At 43.4% G+C, this 13196-nt stretch carries 13 protein-coding genes; 8 read left to right on the plus strand and 5 right to left on the minus strand.

From position 1 onward, the window contains the following. Positions 1–253: 253 nt before the first annotated feature. The 4 genes from U0033_RS13980 (at position 254) to U0033_RS13995 (ending at position 4932) form a co-directional block, all read left to right on the plus strand. Positions 254–1225, plus strand: coding sequence for an NADP-dependent oxidoreductase (locus U0033_RS13980; protein WP_072362527.1), 972 nt, complete (start codon positions 254–256; stop codon positions 1223–1225). Then, entirely contained in the window at positions 1225–2148 is a 924-nt protein-coding gene (locus U0033_RS13985) for a helix-turn-helix domain-containing protein (protein ID WP_072362528.1), read from the plus strand. Before U0033_RS13980 ends, U0033_RS13985 begins: the two co-directional genes overlap by 1 nt. Before the next feature lie 240 nt (positions 2149–2388). Next, positions 2389–2913, plus strand: coding sequence for a glycosyl-4,4'-diaponeurosporenoate acyltransferase CrtO family protein (locus U0033_RS13990; protein ID WP_072362529.1), 525 nt, complete (start codon positions 2389–2391; stop codon positions 2911–2913). A 177-nt stretch (positions 2914–3090) separates the two neighbouring features. After that, a complete protein-coding gene (locus U0033_RS13995) occupies positions 3091–4932 on the plus strand; it encodes a M1 family metallopeptidase (protein ID WP_143150766.1) in 1842 nt (613 codons plus the stop codon). 80 nt (positions 4933–5012) lie between these two features. Here the strand turns inward: U0033_RS13995 and U0033_RS14000 are convergent, their stop codons facing one another. Together U0033_RS14000 and U0033_RS14005 are read right to left on the minus strand one after the other, a co-directional pair. Then, positions 5013–6278 (minus strand): tetratricopeptide repeat protein, encoded by a 1266-nt coding sequence (locus U0033_RS14000; RefSeq protein ID WP_072362531.1) that lies wholly within the window; start codon positions 6276–6278, stop codon positions 5013–5015. 137 nt (positions 6279–6415) lie between these two features. Further along, the gene (locus U0033_RS14005; RefSeq protein ID WP_072362532.1) at positions 6416–7009 is read right to left on the minus strand and encodes a pentapeptide repeat-containing protein; all 594 of its coding nucleotides are present in this window, start codon (positions 7007–7009) and stop codon (positions 6416–6418) included. Positions 7010–7664: 655 nt separating this feature from the next. Between U0033_RS14005 and U0033_RS14010 the strand changes: the two genes are divergently transcribed. Continuing rightward, entirely contained in the window at positions 7665–8537 is an 873-nt protein-coding gene (locus U0033_RS14010; protein WP_072362533.1) for a LysR family transcriptional regulator, read from the plus strand. Positions 8538–8570: 33 nt separating this feature from the next. Here U0033_RS14010 and U0033_RS14015 read toward each other — a convergent pair whose 3' ends face one another. Together U0033_RS14015 and U0033_RS14020 are read right to left on the minus strand one after the other, a co-directional pair. After that, positions 8571–9416, minus strand: a complete 846-nt coding sequence (locus U0033_RS14015; protein WP_072362534.1) for a CPBP family intramembrane glutamic endopeptidase — start codon at positions 9414–9416, stop codon at positions 8571–8573. A gap of 129 nt (positions 9417–9545) precedes the next feature. Then, entirely contained in the window at positions 9546–9833 is a 288-nt protein-coding gene (locus tag U0033_RS14020; RefSeq protein WP_072362535.1) for a putative quinol monooxygenase, read from the minus strand. 116 nt (positions 9834–9949) lie between these two features. On the opposite strand from U0033_RS14020, the gene modA reads away from it, so the two are divergent. Genes modA through U0033_RS14035 form a run of 3 tightly spaced genes read left to right on the plus strand, consistent with a single transcriptional unit; the run spans position 9950 to position 12192 of the window. Next, positions 9950–10687 carry a molybdate ABC transporter substrate-binding protein gene (gene modA, locus U0033_RS14025; protein ID WP_072362536.1) on the plus strand — a complete coding sequence of 246 codons (738 nt, stop codon included), beginning with the start codon at positions 9950–9952 and terminating at the stop codon, positions 10685–10687. A 55-nt stretch (positions 10688–10742) separates the two neighbouring features. Then, positions 10743–11405 (plus strand): molybdate ABC transporter permease subunit, encoded by a 663-nt coding sequence (gene modB / locus U0033_RS14030; RefSeq protein ID WP_072362537.1) that lies wholly within the window; start codon positions 10743–10745, stop codon positions 11403–11405. 1 nt (position 11406) lies between these two features. Further along, positions 11407–12192: an ABC transporter ATP-binding protein gene (locus U0033_RS14035; RefSeq protein ID WP_072362538.1), complete on the plus strand. Its 786-nt coding sequence runs from the start codon at positions 11407–11409 to the stop codon at positions 12190–12192. A 3-nt stretch (positions 12193–12195) separates the two neighbouring features. Here the strand turns inward: U0033_RS14035 and U0033_RS14040 are convergent, their stop codons facing one another. After that, positions 12196–13083, minus strand: a complete 888-nt coding sequence (locus tag U0033_RS14040) for a retropepsin-like aspartic protease (protein WP_177318624.1) — start codon at positions 13081–13083, stop codon at positions 12196–12198. Positions 13084–13196 lie beyond the last annotated feature (113 nt).

A 13196-nucleotide genomic window follows, 5' to 3' on the forward strand; every position in this document is an offset into this window, starting at 1 on the left:
CTTAAAAAGAAAGGCAATAGGGCGGAATAGAATGAGTAAATAGGTCATAAGTACTGGACTATCATTCTACTGACCTTATGAGTAGCGATTATTGAGTAAATGGGGGATATTACTGAGTATAGTAGTAGTAAATCTGCTGTTTTAGATGAAGTGAAGGGGCAAGCTTTTTAGCAAACCATGACTTTTGACTAAACCAAAGTGTATTCCTGCTAAATCCCCCTGCTCAAATTCCATCACTTTTGTAAAAAAAATCATGAAAGCAATCAGAGTTCACGAATTCGGCGGCCCGGAAGTAATGCAATTAGATGAATTACCCATTCCCGTTCCCGCTGCAGATGAGATCTTATTAAAAGTGTACGCCAGCAGTGTCAATCCTGCGGATTACATCATTCGCCAGGGAGGAAATGAGCTACTGAGACCTCTCTTAAAATTACCCATGGGACTGGGTTTAGACGCAGCCGGCATCGTGGAAGCCACCGGTAGTGATGTGACGAATTTCAAAAAGGGAGATAAGGTATACGGTGTGCCCAACTTTCCCGGGGATGGTAGCTATGCTGAATACCTGGCCGCCAGGGCAAACCAGTTTACCCGCATGCCAAACAATATCACTTTTAATGAAGCCGGTGCGCTGCCTTCCTGTGCCCTCATTGCCTGGAACGCTGTCATAGACCTGGGCAATATACAAGCCGGGCAAAAGGTTTTAGTTCACGGTGCTGCGGGCGGGGTAGGCAACCTGGCAGTACAGTTTGCCAAAGCCAGGGGCGCCTATGTAATTGGCACTGCTTCTGCACACAATTTCGATTTTCTCAAAGAACTGGGTGCTGATGAGGTGATTGATTACAATACACAGGACTTCGCGCAGGAGCTACAGAACATTGATCTGATCTTTAACGCCTCTCCTGTACGTGACCCGGGTGTAAGACTGAGGTCTGCTTCCATCATCAAACAAGGTGGTATCTTTGTTTGTTCCCACTTAGACAGCCCATTCAGCGACGAAATCAAGGCTGCATTCCAGGAAAAGAACGCGACCTGTACTTTGGTAGGTGGCGGCAGTATCAGTTATACCTCTTCCCTGGATGGCACCACTGAACTCATAGAAGCGGGTAAAGTCAGGGCGGTGGTGAGCAAGGTGTATCCCCTGGCAGCAGTGGCCGCAGCTCACAAAGATAGCGAGACAAAACATGTACGTGGAAAATTGGTGATTGAAATAAGAAAAGAAAACTAATGCAGGTAAAGCGCTTCCGGACAATCAGCGAATTTCAACAATTCAGGCATCTGCCTAAACCAGATCATCCTTTGATCAGTGTGTTTGAAGTGGCATCCGCTGAGCGGGTGAATCTCAATGAAGATATGAGCTGGCTATACGAGTTCTATTGCATTGGCCTGAAAAAAGTGTTGAACTCCAAAAAGGTAAAACTGAAATATGGGCAGCAGGATTATGATTTCGATGATGGCATTATGTCGTTCGTGGCACCCAACCAGGTATTAAGTCTTTCTTTTGAAACAGATCAGCAGGATATTCAACAATCGGGATGGCTCTTATTGCTCCATCCCGACTTCCTCTGGAATACATCGCTCGCTAAAACCATTAAGCAATACGATTTCTGGGATTACTCCGTACGCGAGGCACTCTTCCTTTCTGAAAAGGAAGAAGACCTCCTGGTGGGGATTATGAAGCATATTCAGCAGGAATGTAAATCCAATATTGACCAGTTCAGCAAAAACATCATCGTTGCGCATCTTGAAACCCTGTTCAGCTATGCAGACCGCTTCTATCACCGCCAGTTCATCACCCGGGAAAAACAAAATCACCAGGTACTGGAGCGTTTAGAACAACTATTGCATGCGTATTTCAACTGCGACGATCTCGTTTCAAAGGGCCTTCCTACGGTAACAGCTGTTGCCCAGGCACTGAATTTATCGCCCAAATACCTCAGCAGTCTGCTCAAAGTACTGACCGGGCAGAATACCCAGCAACACATCCATGAAAAGCTCATTGAAAAGGCCAAGGAAAAGTTATCGACTACCAACCTGTCTGTCGGTGAGATCGCTTATGAACTGGGTTTTGAACACATACAGTCTTTTAGTAAACTGTTTAAGACAAAAACCAATCAATCTCCCCTTGCCTTCAGGGCTTCTTTTAACTAGCTGATAAGGGCCCGTCTTTTAGGGAATAAGTACATTAAATAAGTACTAATAAATCACGATAAGTACACTTCAATATCCAATCGATATAGAGGTGATATTGAGGTGTACTTATTGTGACCTTATAATGTAATAGTGGCTGTATATCCGACTCGAAGAAAGGGTGTCTTTTTAATTTAAGCAGGCGATGGGAGGTTTAGTATAAATAATTAAATATCAAGTAATTAATCGTTATATTCAGGCATGGCTGGAAATCCATTCATACAGGCGAAGCAGGCAGCTGACCAATACAACCTTTTGATAAGTTTGTTTTGGACAATACTCTGCCTGGGGCCGGCGGGCTGGTATTTCTATTTGTACATGCCGCCAGCCTGGCTATGGATAATGGTACCTGTTGCCCTGCTCCCATTCCTGGTACCTGCCCCCTGGCTGGAGCATTATGCCCGCCGAAGTTTTTACGAGCGGATAGGTGTGCGTGGATTGCTGACATATGTGCAGCATGGAAAGTGGGTGAATGCCAGGGTCAGGAAACGTTATCCCGGGTATAGGATTGTTTATAACAGGGAAACCATTCGACAAAAGATCAGGGAGACGTATTTATTCGAGCGCTTTCATTACGGGCTATTGCTGGTGTTGTTGATCATGGCTGTGCATGCGGGGATAGGACTTTGGGGAATCCTGTTAATGGTGTGTAATATTGGATACAATGTATATCCAATATTCATGCAACAATATGTGCGGTTAAGATTGAAGGAGGCCGTATCATAAATCCGATACAGCCTCTTTTAATTCGTATCCCTGATGGAGCCAGGTACCGTTTAAGCAATTCTCAGCCCTTATTTTTATTTATGAGCCAAGCTCTATACTTAAGACAGATCCTAAGTTTATGGATGTATTGTAGTGATTATCTTTTACCAGCAATGGAAAACAATGTACATTACCGCTATGTTTAAAACCTGCCTGACTTTAGCTTTCATCAGCTTCCTCTTCGGAACCATATGTGGACAGTCCTTACCCATAGCTGTCAATTTCCAAACATCTTATCAAAAACAAACCAGAAGCCAGGAGGGAACACCCGGAAAAAACTATTGGCAAAATGGAGGGAAATATAACATCCGGGTAAACTTTAATCCGGAAACCCGCGAGCTGACCGGATCTGAAGGAATCGATTATTATAATAATAGTCCGGATACATTGAAGAAAGTGGTATTCAAACTCTATCCCAACCTGTTCCAGGCGCAGGCCATGCGAAATGTACCGATTGCTGCCGAAGACCTGACAAAAGGAGTGACGATCCAAACCATGCAACTGGATAGTATAAATATTCCGGAAAAGAAAAGGGTGATCAGGGGAACGAATATGCACATTACAGGTATTCGCATCTTACCGGGTCAACATGTGCATTTTGATGTTGACTTCAATTACACACTTAATAAAACATCATTTACGCGTACCGGGCAGGTAGATACCGGCGCTTTTATGATTGCCTATTTCTTCCCCCGCATTGCAGTGTATGATGATATTGATGGATGGAATGAATATCCTTATGTGGGCAAGGAAGAGTTTTATAATGACTATTGTGATTTCAGGGTGGATATCACTGTACCTGGTGATTACGCAGTATGGGCAACAGGAGCGCTGCAAAACGCGGCAAACGTATATCAACCGGTCATCCTGGAGAGGATGAAGGATGCACTGGCCAGCGACAGTGTGACAGACATTATCCTGTCTGCAGACTGGAATAATCATACGGTGTTACAAAATGCGCCTACACATCACTGGCAGTTTGAAGCGAAAAATGTAACTGACTTTGCCTTTGCTATGAGTAATCACTATGTATGGAAGGCGTCAGGGGTTCAGGTGGATACGGATAGAAGGGCGCTGGCAAATGCGGTATATAATCCCGCACATCGCAGTTTTGAACCGGTAGCAGGATATGTACATAAAACGATGGATGTGATCAGCCATAAAAAACCTGGTGTCGCTTTCCCATATCCACATGAAACCATCTTCGAAGGACTGGATGCCATGGAATACCCGATGATGGTCAACAACCTGCCCTTTGAAGGGCTGGAAGCTGTGCAGTTTACCATTCATGAAGTATACCATACCCTGTTTCCTTTTTATGTAGGTTCGAACGAAACAAAATATTCGTTTATGGATGAAGGTTGGGCCACTTATTCGGAGTTTATGTTATTGAAAGAGATGGGAACTGTTTATAAGGATGAATATGATCTTTCTTCTATCAATGAAAGTGCCGGTACTGATATAGATATGCCGGTGATGACACCGACTGCGCAACTGTATGGCGCTGCCAGGTTTTCGAACAAGGATCTGAAACCTGCCCTGGGCTTCAGGTACCTGCAAGAACTGCTGGGTGATGAAGTTTTTTATAAAGCAGTCAGGTATTACATTCATCAATGGAACGGAAAGCATCCTACGCCTTACGATTTCTTTGCCTGTATGAATAAGGGAGCGGGCATGAACCTGGATTGGTTCTGGCAGAACTGGTATTTTGAAAAAAATGTGCCTGACCTGGGGATTGAGCAGGTGACAGCCAATAGTGTGGTGGTGACAAGAGTAGGTGCAGCGATGCTGCCGGTTCACCTGGAGATCACTTATACAGATGGCAGTAAAGAATGGATCAGTAAGGCAGTGGATTGCTGGAAGGATGGTAAGCGGAGGATCACCTTATCATTCAGGAAAAAGGTGGCTGGGGCGAAACTGGGTAATGGGTATGATGCAGACGTAAATATGAGTAATAATAAACGACTGTATCAAAAGTAATTTAAAACTATATAGTTCATTCCACCTGGTATCCGGATCAGATCCGGGGAAAATTACTTTTGATACAAGCGCTTATTGTTTTATGAAAACAGTTTCTTCCAGAATCCGCTATCACCGGATGGTGGTTTATCTCGCAGTTCTTCCAGTAATTGTATGGCCCGTTCATAGCCCTGATCTGCGGATAGCTGCAGCCATTGCTTTGCATGTTCTATATCTTTTGGCATACCGCCACGTTGTTCTATATAGTACCGACCTACATTGCATTGTGCCACAGCGTAGCCTGCTTCTGCAGCCTTATAAAAATAGTTGAGTGCGGTGGCATAATCCTGTTCTACACCAAAGCCGTTTTCGTACATCCATCCCAGGTTGTTGATGGAGATCAGGTCATCTTCTTCAGCAGCCTGTTCAAACCAGTAAGCGGCTTTTTCGTAATCCAGGTATTCGCTGTCCTCGTCAGACAGGATATTACCCAGGTCGCGCTGTGCGGCTGTTACACCACTTGCGGCTGCCTGTTCCAGTACTTCCATGGCCAGCTCGGGATCATAGTCGGTGTATATTCCTTCGGAATAATAACGATATAGGGCATACGTTGCATTTGCAGACCCTTTGGATGCTGCCTTGGTGAACCAGTAGAAGGCTACTGCCTGGTTTTCTTCCACACTGATGCCATTGTCGTACATGGAGCCGAGATTGTACATGCCGTGAGCGTTGTGCATGTAGGCTGACTTCCTGAAATATTCTAAGGCCTTGTCATCTGCATCATCAACCTCTATTACCCCGTTCCTGTACATAAAGCCCAAATTGGCCGCAGCTCCTGAAGACCCGCTATCAGCAGCTCTCTGGTACCATTCGAAGGCAATCGTATAGTCCTGGCCCATTCTGCCATCATCATAGAATCCGCCATAAGCGAACTGTGCAAAGTGGTTCCCTTTTTCTGCTGCAGTTCTGACCATTTCCAAACCTTGTGCTTCCTGTGCTGTATCGCTATCAGCATTCACGAGGAGATGTATGCCGATATTGAAAGTAGCTGCTATATTGCCCTGCTCGTGTGCGTATTGCATGAGTTGTAAACCCTGCTCCTGGTTTTTCTCCACGTACATGCCATTGTAGTACATAGTGCCCAGTACATTTGCCGCCAGTGGGTTTTGATCTGTATCGTATGATTGCAGTACCAGCTGATAGGCCTTTTCATAATCTTTCGTGACACCCAGACCATCTTTGTAGATTAATGACAATCGATAAGCTGTTGCTGCATCAGTGGGATCTATTTCTAATTTCCGTTCGTATTGGGTTACCTCTTCGTTGACTTTTTGGAGGATTTCATCGTAAACTGAATCTCTATACATTATTAACCTATTGATTTCCAAAAAAGATATTGGCAAATTTACTGAAAATAGCCGCATCTTTTGGTTTGAGGATTTAATTGGAAAGTGTTGAAGTTTGATCCCTATTGGAACAGTTTGCTCAATGGCTTATAGGATCATTATTCTACATCCAGCTGGTATTTATAGAGCAGTGCTTCCAGCTGATACAGGTTAAACTTTGCTTTTTTCATTTTATTATATTCAGGTTCGATAGAGAAATTCAATGCGCCCCTGAAGTCGGCTTTTTCAAGATTTGTATTAGAAAAACGGGTCAATGTCAGATCAGATTGTGTGAATTTGCATTCCGTCAGGTCTGCATCTGAGAAGTCAGCTTCCTTTAGTGTGCAATCAATGAATGGTGTCTTCTTCAGGTTCCTGCCTAAGAAGATCGCGTAGTTGAGGTTACACTTTTCGAATTTAAAGGAGAACATGAGTTTACTACAAGGCGAGAAGTTCAGACCCAGGAGTTTGCATTCAGTGAATACAGCGTTGCGGAAGCCGGTGTTCTTTACGCTTGCCATCGAGAAATCGCAGCCATCGAAAGTACAGTCTTCGAAAGTGATATTGGATAAATCATTGTTACTAAAAATGCATTTCTCGAATTTGCATTTATAGAATTCCCAGTTTCTCAATGACGTTTCTGTGAAATCAATTGATGTGAATACTTCTCTTTCGTAAAATTTTTCTTCTTTATCGACCCATGTATTTTTCATGGTGTTAAGGTAAAACAAAAAAACGCCTCAGTGATTAATTTTAGCGCTTTTTTAACTTTATTCAGCTTTTGGAATTTACAGTTTAAATAGTTGCGGGCTAGCGTCTTTTTCGCGGGGGGAGTTGCGCCTGTGAATGTTATCGGCTACGGGTATACGATGATAATATAGGCACCTGATTTATGTGTCCGATTTTCTATGCAGAGGCAGTGATACAATCATCGAGGGGACCGTTTGGTGCTCAATAGAAATCAACAGAGATGATAAGGATACCTGTCTGATTGGGTGATTGACGCATTATTAAGATGGGTAGCACAAAAACCGGCTCCTTGAAAATAAATGATTTCCGGACGACGGAATTCAATACCGGGGAGTAAAAGACCATTTTCTGAGAAAAAAGCGGGTAATGCGGGTTGATTTAAATGTGCATAATAGGGATATGTTCCACGGAGAACACTGGTACTTTTATTCCTGCTTGCGGGGTGAGCGCTTCCTATAATACCTCACCAGCGCACTGCTTACAAATCAAATAACTATTTGTAAATCAATACTTATTACAAGCAAAGTAATAATTCCATGCTGTTTTTAAGGCCATATTTATACATAAATAAAATAGTGAAGCCCATGAGCTGGTTATAAAAATATTTATATTTATCAGATGGTAAACCTGGAATGGTACAGAACTTTTAAGGCTGTTTATCAAACGCGGTCTTTGACGGCTGCGGCAAAGGCATTGTTTATTTCACAGCCGAATGTAAGTCAGCATTTGTCCTCACTGGAGGCACATGTAGGAAAGACATTGTTTGAGCGGAAGCCGAGGATTGTGCCTACGGAGTATGGAAAATTGTTTTATACGCAGGTAGTAGAGCCCCTGGAGAAGCTGGAGAAAGTGGAGGCGAGTTTTAATGCGGCGTGTTTAAAAACGCAGTTGCCGATAATCAGGTTAGGTGCGGTGCAGGAGTATTTTCAGGCGGTATTGACTGAGCATATTTCGGATATTGATGCGAACCTGATTTTATCTTTTGGGCGTACGCATGATTTGTTGGCAAGGTTGCACAGAGGTGCACTGGATTTTGTGGTGGCAACGAAAGTGACGGATTATAAGAATGTTGTTTTTGAAGAGATCAGGCAGGAGCGTTTTATTATTGCGGGGAGTGAGGGGATTGATACGGGGGAATTTGATCAATATGTGATGGAGGAAGATTGGGGGAAAGCGGAGGCCTGGTTATTGTCGCAGACATGGTTTGCGTATAGTGCAGATTTGGCGGTTGAACGGCGATTCTGGCAAAAGAATTTTGCAAAGCGGCCGGCGATACAGCCGTATTGTGTGATACCGGATATGAATATTATTCTCAAATCATTGAAGTATACGAATGGGCTGACGATAGCAGCGGATTATTTGGTGGAGGAGGAATTGAAAGTGGTGTGGAACGGGAATGTGCCATCGGAGAATATTTTGTACCTGGCGTATGATAAGACGAAGGTCACTTCGGAGATGGTGGGTTTGATGAAGCGGTTTGTGGGGATTTAGGAGTGGTGTTGAAGAGTCGAGAGAAGTTTGAGTTTAAGGATTGCCGGATGGCATTTTCTTCTGTATATACCAACAGACAGCACTAAACACTACCATCGCGGCTATAAACACAACGATATAAGCCGGTGTTCCTAACAAACCTAAAACATCCTGCTGCTCTTTCGGCAAGAACATAGACAACACGGCTGTTGTATTTACAACTGCATGTACAATAATACCGGGTATTACTGACCTTGTTTTGTAATATATCCAGCCTAAGAACAAACCTGCAAAAAATGCAGGAATAGACTGCCATGGGTTCAGATGGATCAATGCAAAAAACAAAGCTGAATAAATAATAGCTTTCCGTGCCGGGTAATTTTGCAGTAAGCCTTTTAATACAATCCCTCTGCAGAATATTTCTTCCAGAATTGGCGCTGCTACAGCAATTATCATTACAGAAAAGACATCGTTCTTAAACAGGCTTTCAAAGAACTGCGCCACACTATCAGGCATAGGAATCAATGTAGAAAGGCGATCCATACCTACCACCATAGCCAAAGCACCAGGAATTAATACTGGGATCAGCCAGCCGGGGAATTTATTGAAACCCAGGCCCAAAGTATCAGATTCAGCCTGACGTTTCCGGCTTTTTCGGGCAGCATACCAGATAGTTGCCAACATACCTACTATATAAGCTACCATGTTCTGAAAAGACTGTATTAATGGGGTTATTCTAACATTGGGAATGAGTTGACAGATCGCAGCGACAACACCTGTTCCGAACATGAAAAGTAGTACTACCAGGAATAGTATCAGGAGGTCTTTAAGATTAGGGTACGCGTTGTTGTCTATTAAGTTGTTGCCCATTGCATTGTTATCCATTACATTGTTGTCCATTATAACTGGGGATTTCTGCTAAAATAGTGAATTTTTGAACCCCACTGGGCGGTGGGGTTCAAAGTTGGGATCTTATTACCCGAATGATGTCTATAAAGCCTTTTTATATTCCAAGCATTCATTGCCTGCTTAATTAATCTGGCTCAGCACATCGATGGCGATATCCGCTTTACCGGTTATCGCCTGCACTAATTCCTTGAAATGTGCTGTTGAGTTATGAAAATCAATAGCCGCCTGTGATTTCCATTCTTCCAGGATCACAATGATTGCCGGATTGGATACATGCTCAGTTACGTTGTAGTATACATTTCCTTCTTCGGCCCTTGAAAGTGCTGCGCATTTCAGGATACTTGCTAACACGTCTTTTCTGTTTTCAGGACTTACTGTAACCCTGGCAACGATTTTTAGAGTTTTCATTTTACTGATGTTTCTTTGCGTTCTTTGCACAAAATGTATGCTACAATACAAAATGTCATAAGGTTATTTTCGATGGCAATTATCGATAAAAGCGATAAGTATTTGTAAATTTAAGGATGAAACGGAGATTGCTTCTACTTGTCTGTGCCCTTTTAGTATTTGCAGGGGCGGATGCACAAAAAAAGATTACAGTGGCTGTAGCGGCTAATATGCAGTATGCGATCGAGGCGCTGAAGCTTACTTATAACAGGCAGCACCCATTGCAGATAGATGTCGTATTAGGGGCGTCGGGGAAATTGACCCAGCAGATTATTGCAGGGGCTCCTTTTGATATTTTTATTTCTGCAGATACGACGTTTCCGGCGAAGGTACAGGCTGCTGGAATGGCAGTGGCCGGACCAAGGAACTATGCACAGGGGATTTTGGTGCTATGGACTGCGCGGGCGGATATACGACCTGAAATACAGGTGTTGACCAATAGCGTGGTAAGTCATATTGCTATTGCGAATCCGGGTACGGCGCCTTATGGAGCAGCGGCAGTAAGTGTGATGAAGAAGTACCAGGTGTATGATAAAGTGGCAGCGAAGCTGGTGACGGGAGAGAGTATTACGCAGGCGAGTCAGTATATTGCTTCGGGGAACGCGGAGATAGGGTTTACGGCGAAGTCTATTGTGATAGCTGAGGCGATGAGGGGGAAAGGGCATTGGGTGGAGATAAAGCAGCAGGATTATGCGCCGATTAAGCAGGCAGCGGTGTTGTTGAAAGATAATGCGGCGGCAAAGGGGTTTTATGAGTTTTTGTTTTCGGCACAGGCGAAGAAGGTGTTTGAACAGTTTGGGTATATTGTGAAGTGATGGCAGGAAGGAGTGGACTTATAATATTGACACCGATGATTCTTTTTATTAAACAATGATTGAAACCGCACCCATATTACTCACTTTACAACTTGCACTGTTTACAACAGTCATCTTATTCTTTATCGCCGTACCCATAGCATGGTGGCTTTCACAAAAACCATCTCCTTTCAAAACAGTGATGGAAGTACTGGTGAGTATGCCCCTGGTACTGCCCCCCTCAGTCATTGGGTTTTACCTCCTGATGGCCTTCAGGCCAGAGGCCTTCTTAGCAAAGTATATGCATATCCGGTTGGCTTTTTCTTTTGAAGGACTGCTGATCGGGTCTTTGTTATATAGCCTGCCTTTTATGGTGCATCCAATTCAATCAGGATTGACATCTTTGCCGGAGAGTTTGAAAGAGGCGGCATATTCGTTAGGGAAATCAAAATGGCAGACATTGGTGAAAGTGTTGTTGCCGAATATCAAGCCTTCTTTATTGACCGGGATTATTTTGACATTTGCTCACACTGTGGGGGAATTTGGTATTGTGCTGATGGTGGGTGGGAATATTCCAGGAAAGACAAGAACAGCGGCAATTGCGATTTATGATGAGAATGATCTTTTTCATTATGATATAGCGAATAAGTATGCGTTGGTATTGATAGGGGTTTCATTTGTGGTGTTGTTTTCAATGTATTTTATTAACAGGCGGATACAGCGGACTAATTATTTCTGACATGATTCAGTTATCGTTACAAAAGCATCTACACACTGCTGATGGAGACTTACTCCTTCAACTCGATCTGGCGCTAAAACAAGGCGGATTTATAAGTCTGTACGGTGCTTCGGGTACTGGTAAAACCAGTATCCTGCGTATGCTGGCGGGCTTCATGTCTCCTGATAGCGGCACTATTCATGTAGAAGGAAGCTGTTGGTTTGATAAAAATAAAAAAATAAATGTAAGTCCGCAGCGGAGGAATGTGGGAATGGTATTCCAGGATTACGCGTTGTTTCCCAATATGACTGTACGGGAAAATATTGCATTCGCTTTGAAAAGGCACGACCCGCTCAGCATTGTAGATGAATTGCTGGAGCTAAGCGGATTGACCAATCTCGCACTGAGAAAACCACAGGGGCTTTCCGGCGGACAAAAGCAAAGGGTAGCCCTGGCAAGAGCCATTGCACAACGGCCGGCGTTGTTATTACTGGATGAACCTTTGTCGGCGATTGACAGGGAATTGCGGAGGTCTTTGCAGGAGACCTTGCAGGAGGTTCACCGGAGGTATCATTTGACGACTGTGATGGTCAGTCATGATGTAGAAGAAATTGTGCGGCTCTCTGATAAGGTGGTGCACATTGCCAATGGGAAAGGCATTCAATATGATTCACCTGCTGCGTTTTTTGAGTTGCAAAAAGGAGATGTGGTAGATGTAAGGAAAGAAGGTGATAAAACATATGTAACTGTATTGGTGGAGAATGGTGGATTGAGTGTGGGTGATAAAGTGAAATTTGAGCGGGAGTAGTACCTATCTTCCTTTCATCTCCGCCTCATAACGCTTAAAATCCGAATACCCCATCCCCATCCTGCTATTGGCCTTCAAATAAATCTTCTGCTCCTTATTATCCAATATCACATTAAACTGGCTCAGCACCTGATTTCCTAATAATGTACATCTTCCTTTGGGGTTTTCAGGATCGGCAGCATTCGTCACTATATCCTTAAACTTCACCCCTCCTATCTCTGCATCCAGCCTCACTATTTTCTTCCCATTCAACATCATCAATTCTTTCAATTTTCCCCAATTCCCATCCGTTCCGGTAAAGTCCTCTCCTATCAGCATGGTACCATCCCGCCCCGTATCAAACAATGTCCACCACGTATACGTTTCGCCGTTATGAGTAAACGATACCTTCATCTTTGGCCTGAATTGTTCGTAAATTATCGCCTGGCTTGCATAGTCTTTTGCTTTTTCAGGTAAGTGATCCCGTACTATTAAAATATTCAGATCATAATCCAGCTCAATCACCTTGTTCCAAAACAGGCCATTCCCCACTATCAAATCCTCCTGCGGCAACATATTCCCTACTTCTGCAAGTGGCAGATCAGACCATTGCAAATGGCCTATAGATAATTGATTGCTATTGCTTTTCCGCACTTCATTAATCCCCTCGGTATTATTCATTATTACCTTGTCATCAAAATGCAGGCCCAGTCTTTCGCAAGATTGCCTATTCACGGCCTGGGTACCAGCACCCAAATCAAATTCAATCCTTACCTGACTTGTATCATTCAATCTTCCCTGTAATAATACCTTCGGGCCCGATAGTGTAAAAGGAATAGTATCCGGTAAATGCTGTGCAATAAGACTTTGCAGCTGTAGTAACAATATAGATGTAATGATGATCCTGATCATGGTTAAATGGTTTACATATATTAGTTCCCTTTCAGTAAAAAAGGTTGCACTTTTCAGGAATTTTTTTTTGTCTACCTTCATTTGTATTCCTTTTTTACATACAAAAACTATGA

Origin of the sequence: Chitinophaga sancti (genome assembly GCF_034424315.1) — a bacterium.
GTDB classification, from domain to species: Bacteria; Bacteroidota; Bacteroidia; order Chitinophagales; family Chitinophagaceae; genus Chitinophaga; species Chitinophaga sancti.

Excerpts from the sequence above, each read along its gene's own strand:
- U0033_RS13995 (WP_143150766.1), top strand. The coding sequence starts at position 3,091 with ATGTTTAAAACCTGCCTGACTTTAGCTTTCATCAGCTTCCTCTTCGGA.
- U0033_RS13990 (WP_072362529.1), top strand. The coding sequence starts at position 2,389 with ATGGCTGGAAATCCATTCATACAGGCGAAGCAGGCAGCTGACCAATAC.
- U0033_RS14000 (WP_072362531.1), bottom strand. The coding sequence starts at position 6,278 with ATGTATAGAGATTCAGTTTACGATGAAATCCTCCAAAAAGTCAACGAA.
- U0033_RS14015 (WP_072362534.1), bottom strand. The coding sequence starts at position 9,416 with ATGGACAACAATGTAATGGATAACAATGCAATGGGCAACAACTTAATA.
- modA (WP_072362536.1), top strand. The coding sequence starts at position 9,950 with ATGAAACGGAGATTGCTTCTACTTGTCTGTGCCCTTTTAGTATTTGCA.
- U0033_RS14005 (WP_072362532.1), bottom strand. The coding sequence starts at position 7,009 with ATGAAAAATACATGGGTCGATAAAGAAGAAAAATTTTACGAAAGAGAA.
- U0033_RS14020 (WP_072362535.1), bottom strand. The coding sequence starts at position 9,833 with ATGAAAACTCTAAAAATCGTTGCCAGGGTTACAGTAAGTCCTGAAAAC.
- U0033_RS14010 (WP_072362533.1), top strand. The coding sequence starts at position 7,665 with ATGGTAAACCTGGAATGGTACAGAACTTTTAAGGCTGTTTATCAAACG.
- U0033_RS14035 (WP_072362538.1), top strand. The coding sequence starts at position 11,407 with ATGATTCAGTTATCGTTACAAAAGCATCTACACACTGCTGATGGAGAC.
- U0033_RS14040 (WP_177318624.1), bottom strand. The coding sequence starts at position 13,083 with ATGATCAGGATCATCATTACATCTATATTGTTACTACAGCTGCAAAGT.
- modB (WP_072362537.1), top strand. The coding sequence starts at position 10,743 with ATGATTGAAACCGCACCCATATTACTCACTTTACAACTTGCACTGTTT.
- U0033_RS13985 (WP_072362528.1), top strand. The coding sequence starts at position 1,225 with ATGCAGGTAAAGCGCTTCCGGACAATCAGCGAATTTCAACAATTCAGG.
- U0033_RS13980 (WP_072362527.1), top strand. The coding sequence starts at position 254 with ATGAAAGCAATCAGAGTTCACGAATTCGGCGGCCCGGAAGTAATGCAA.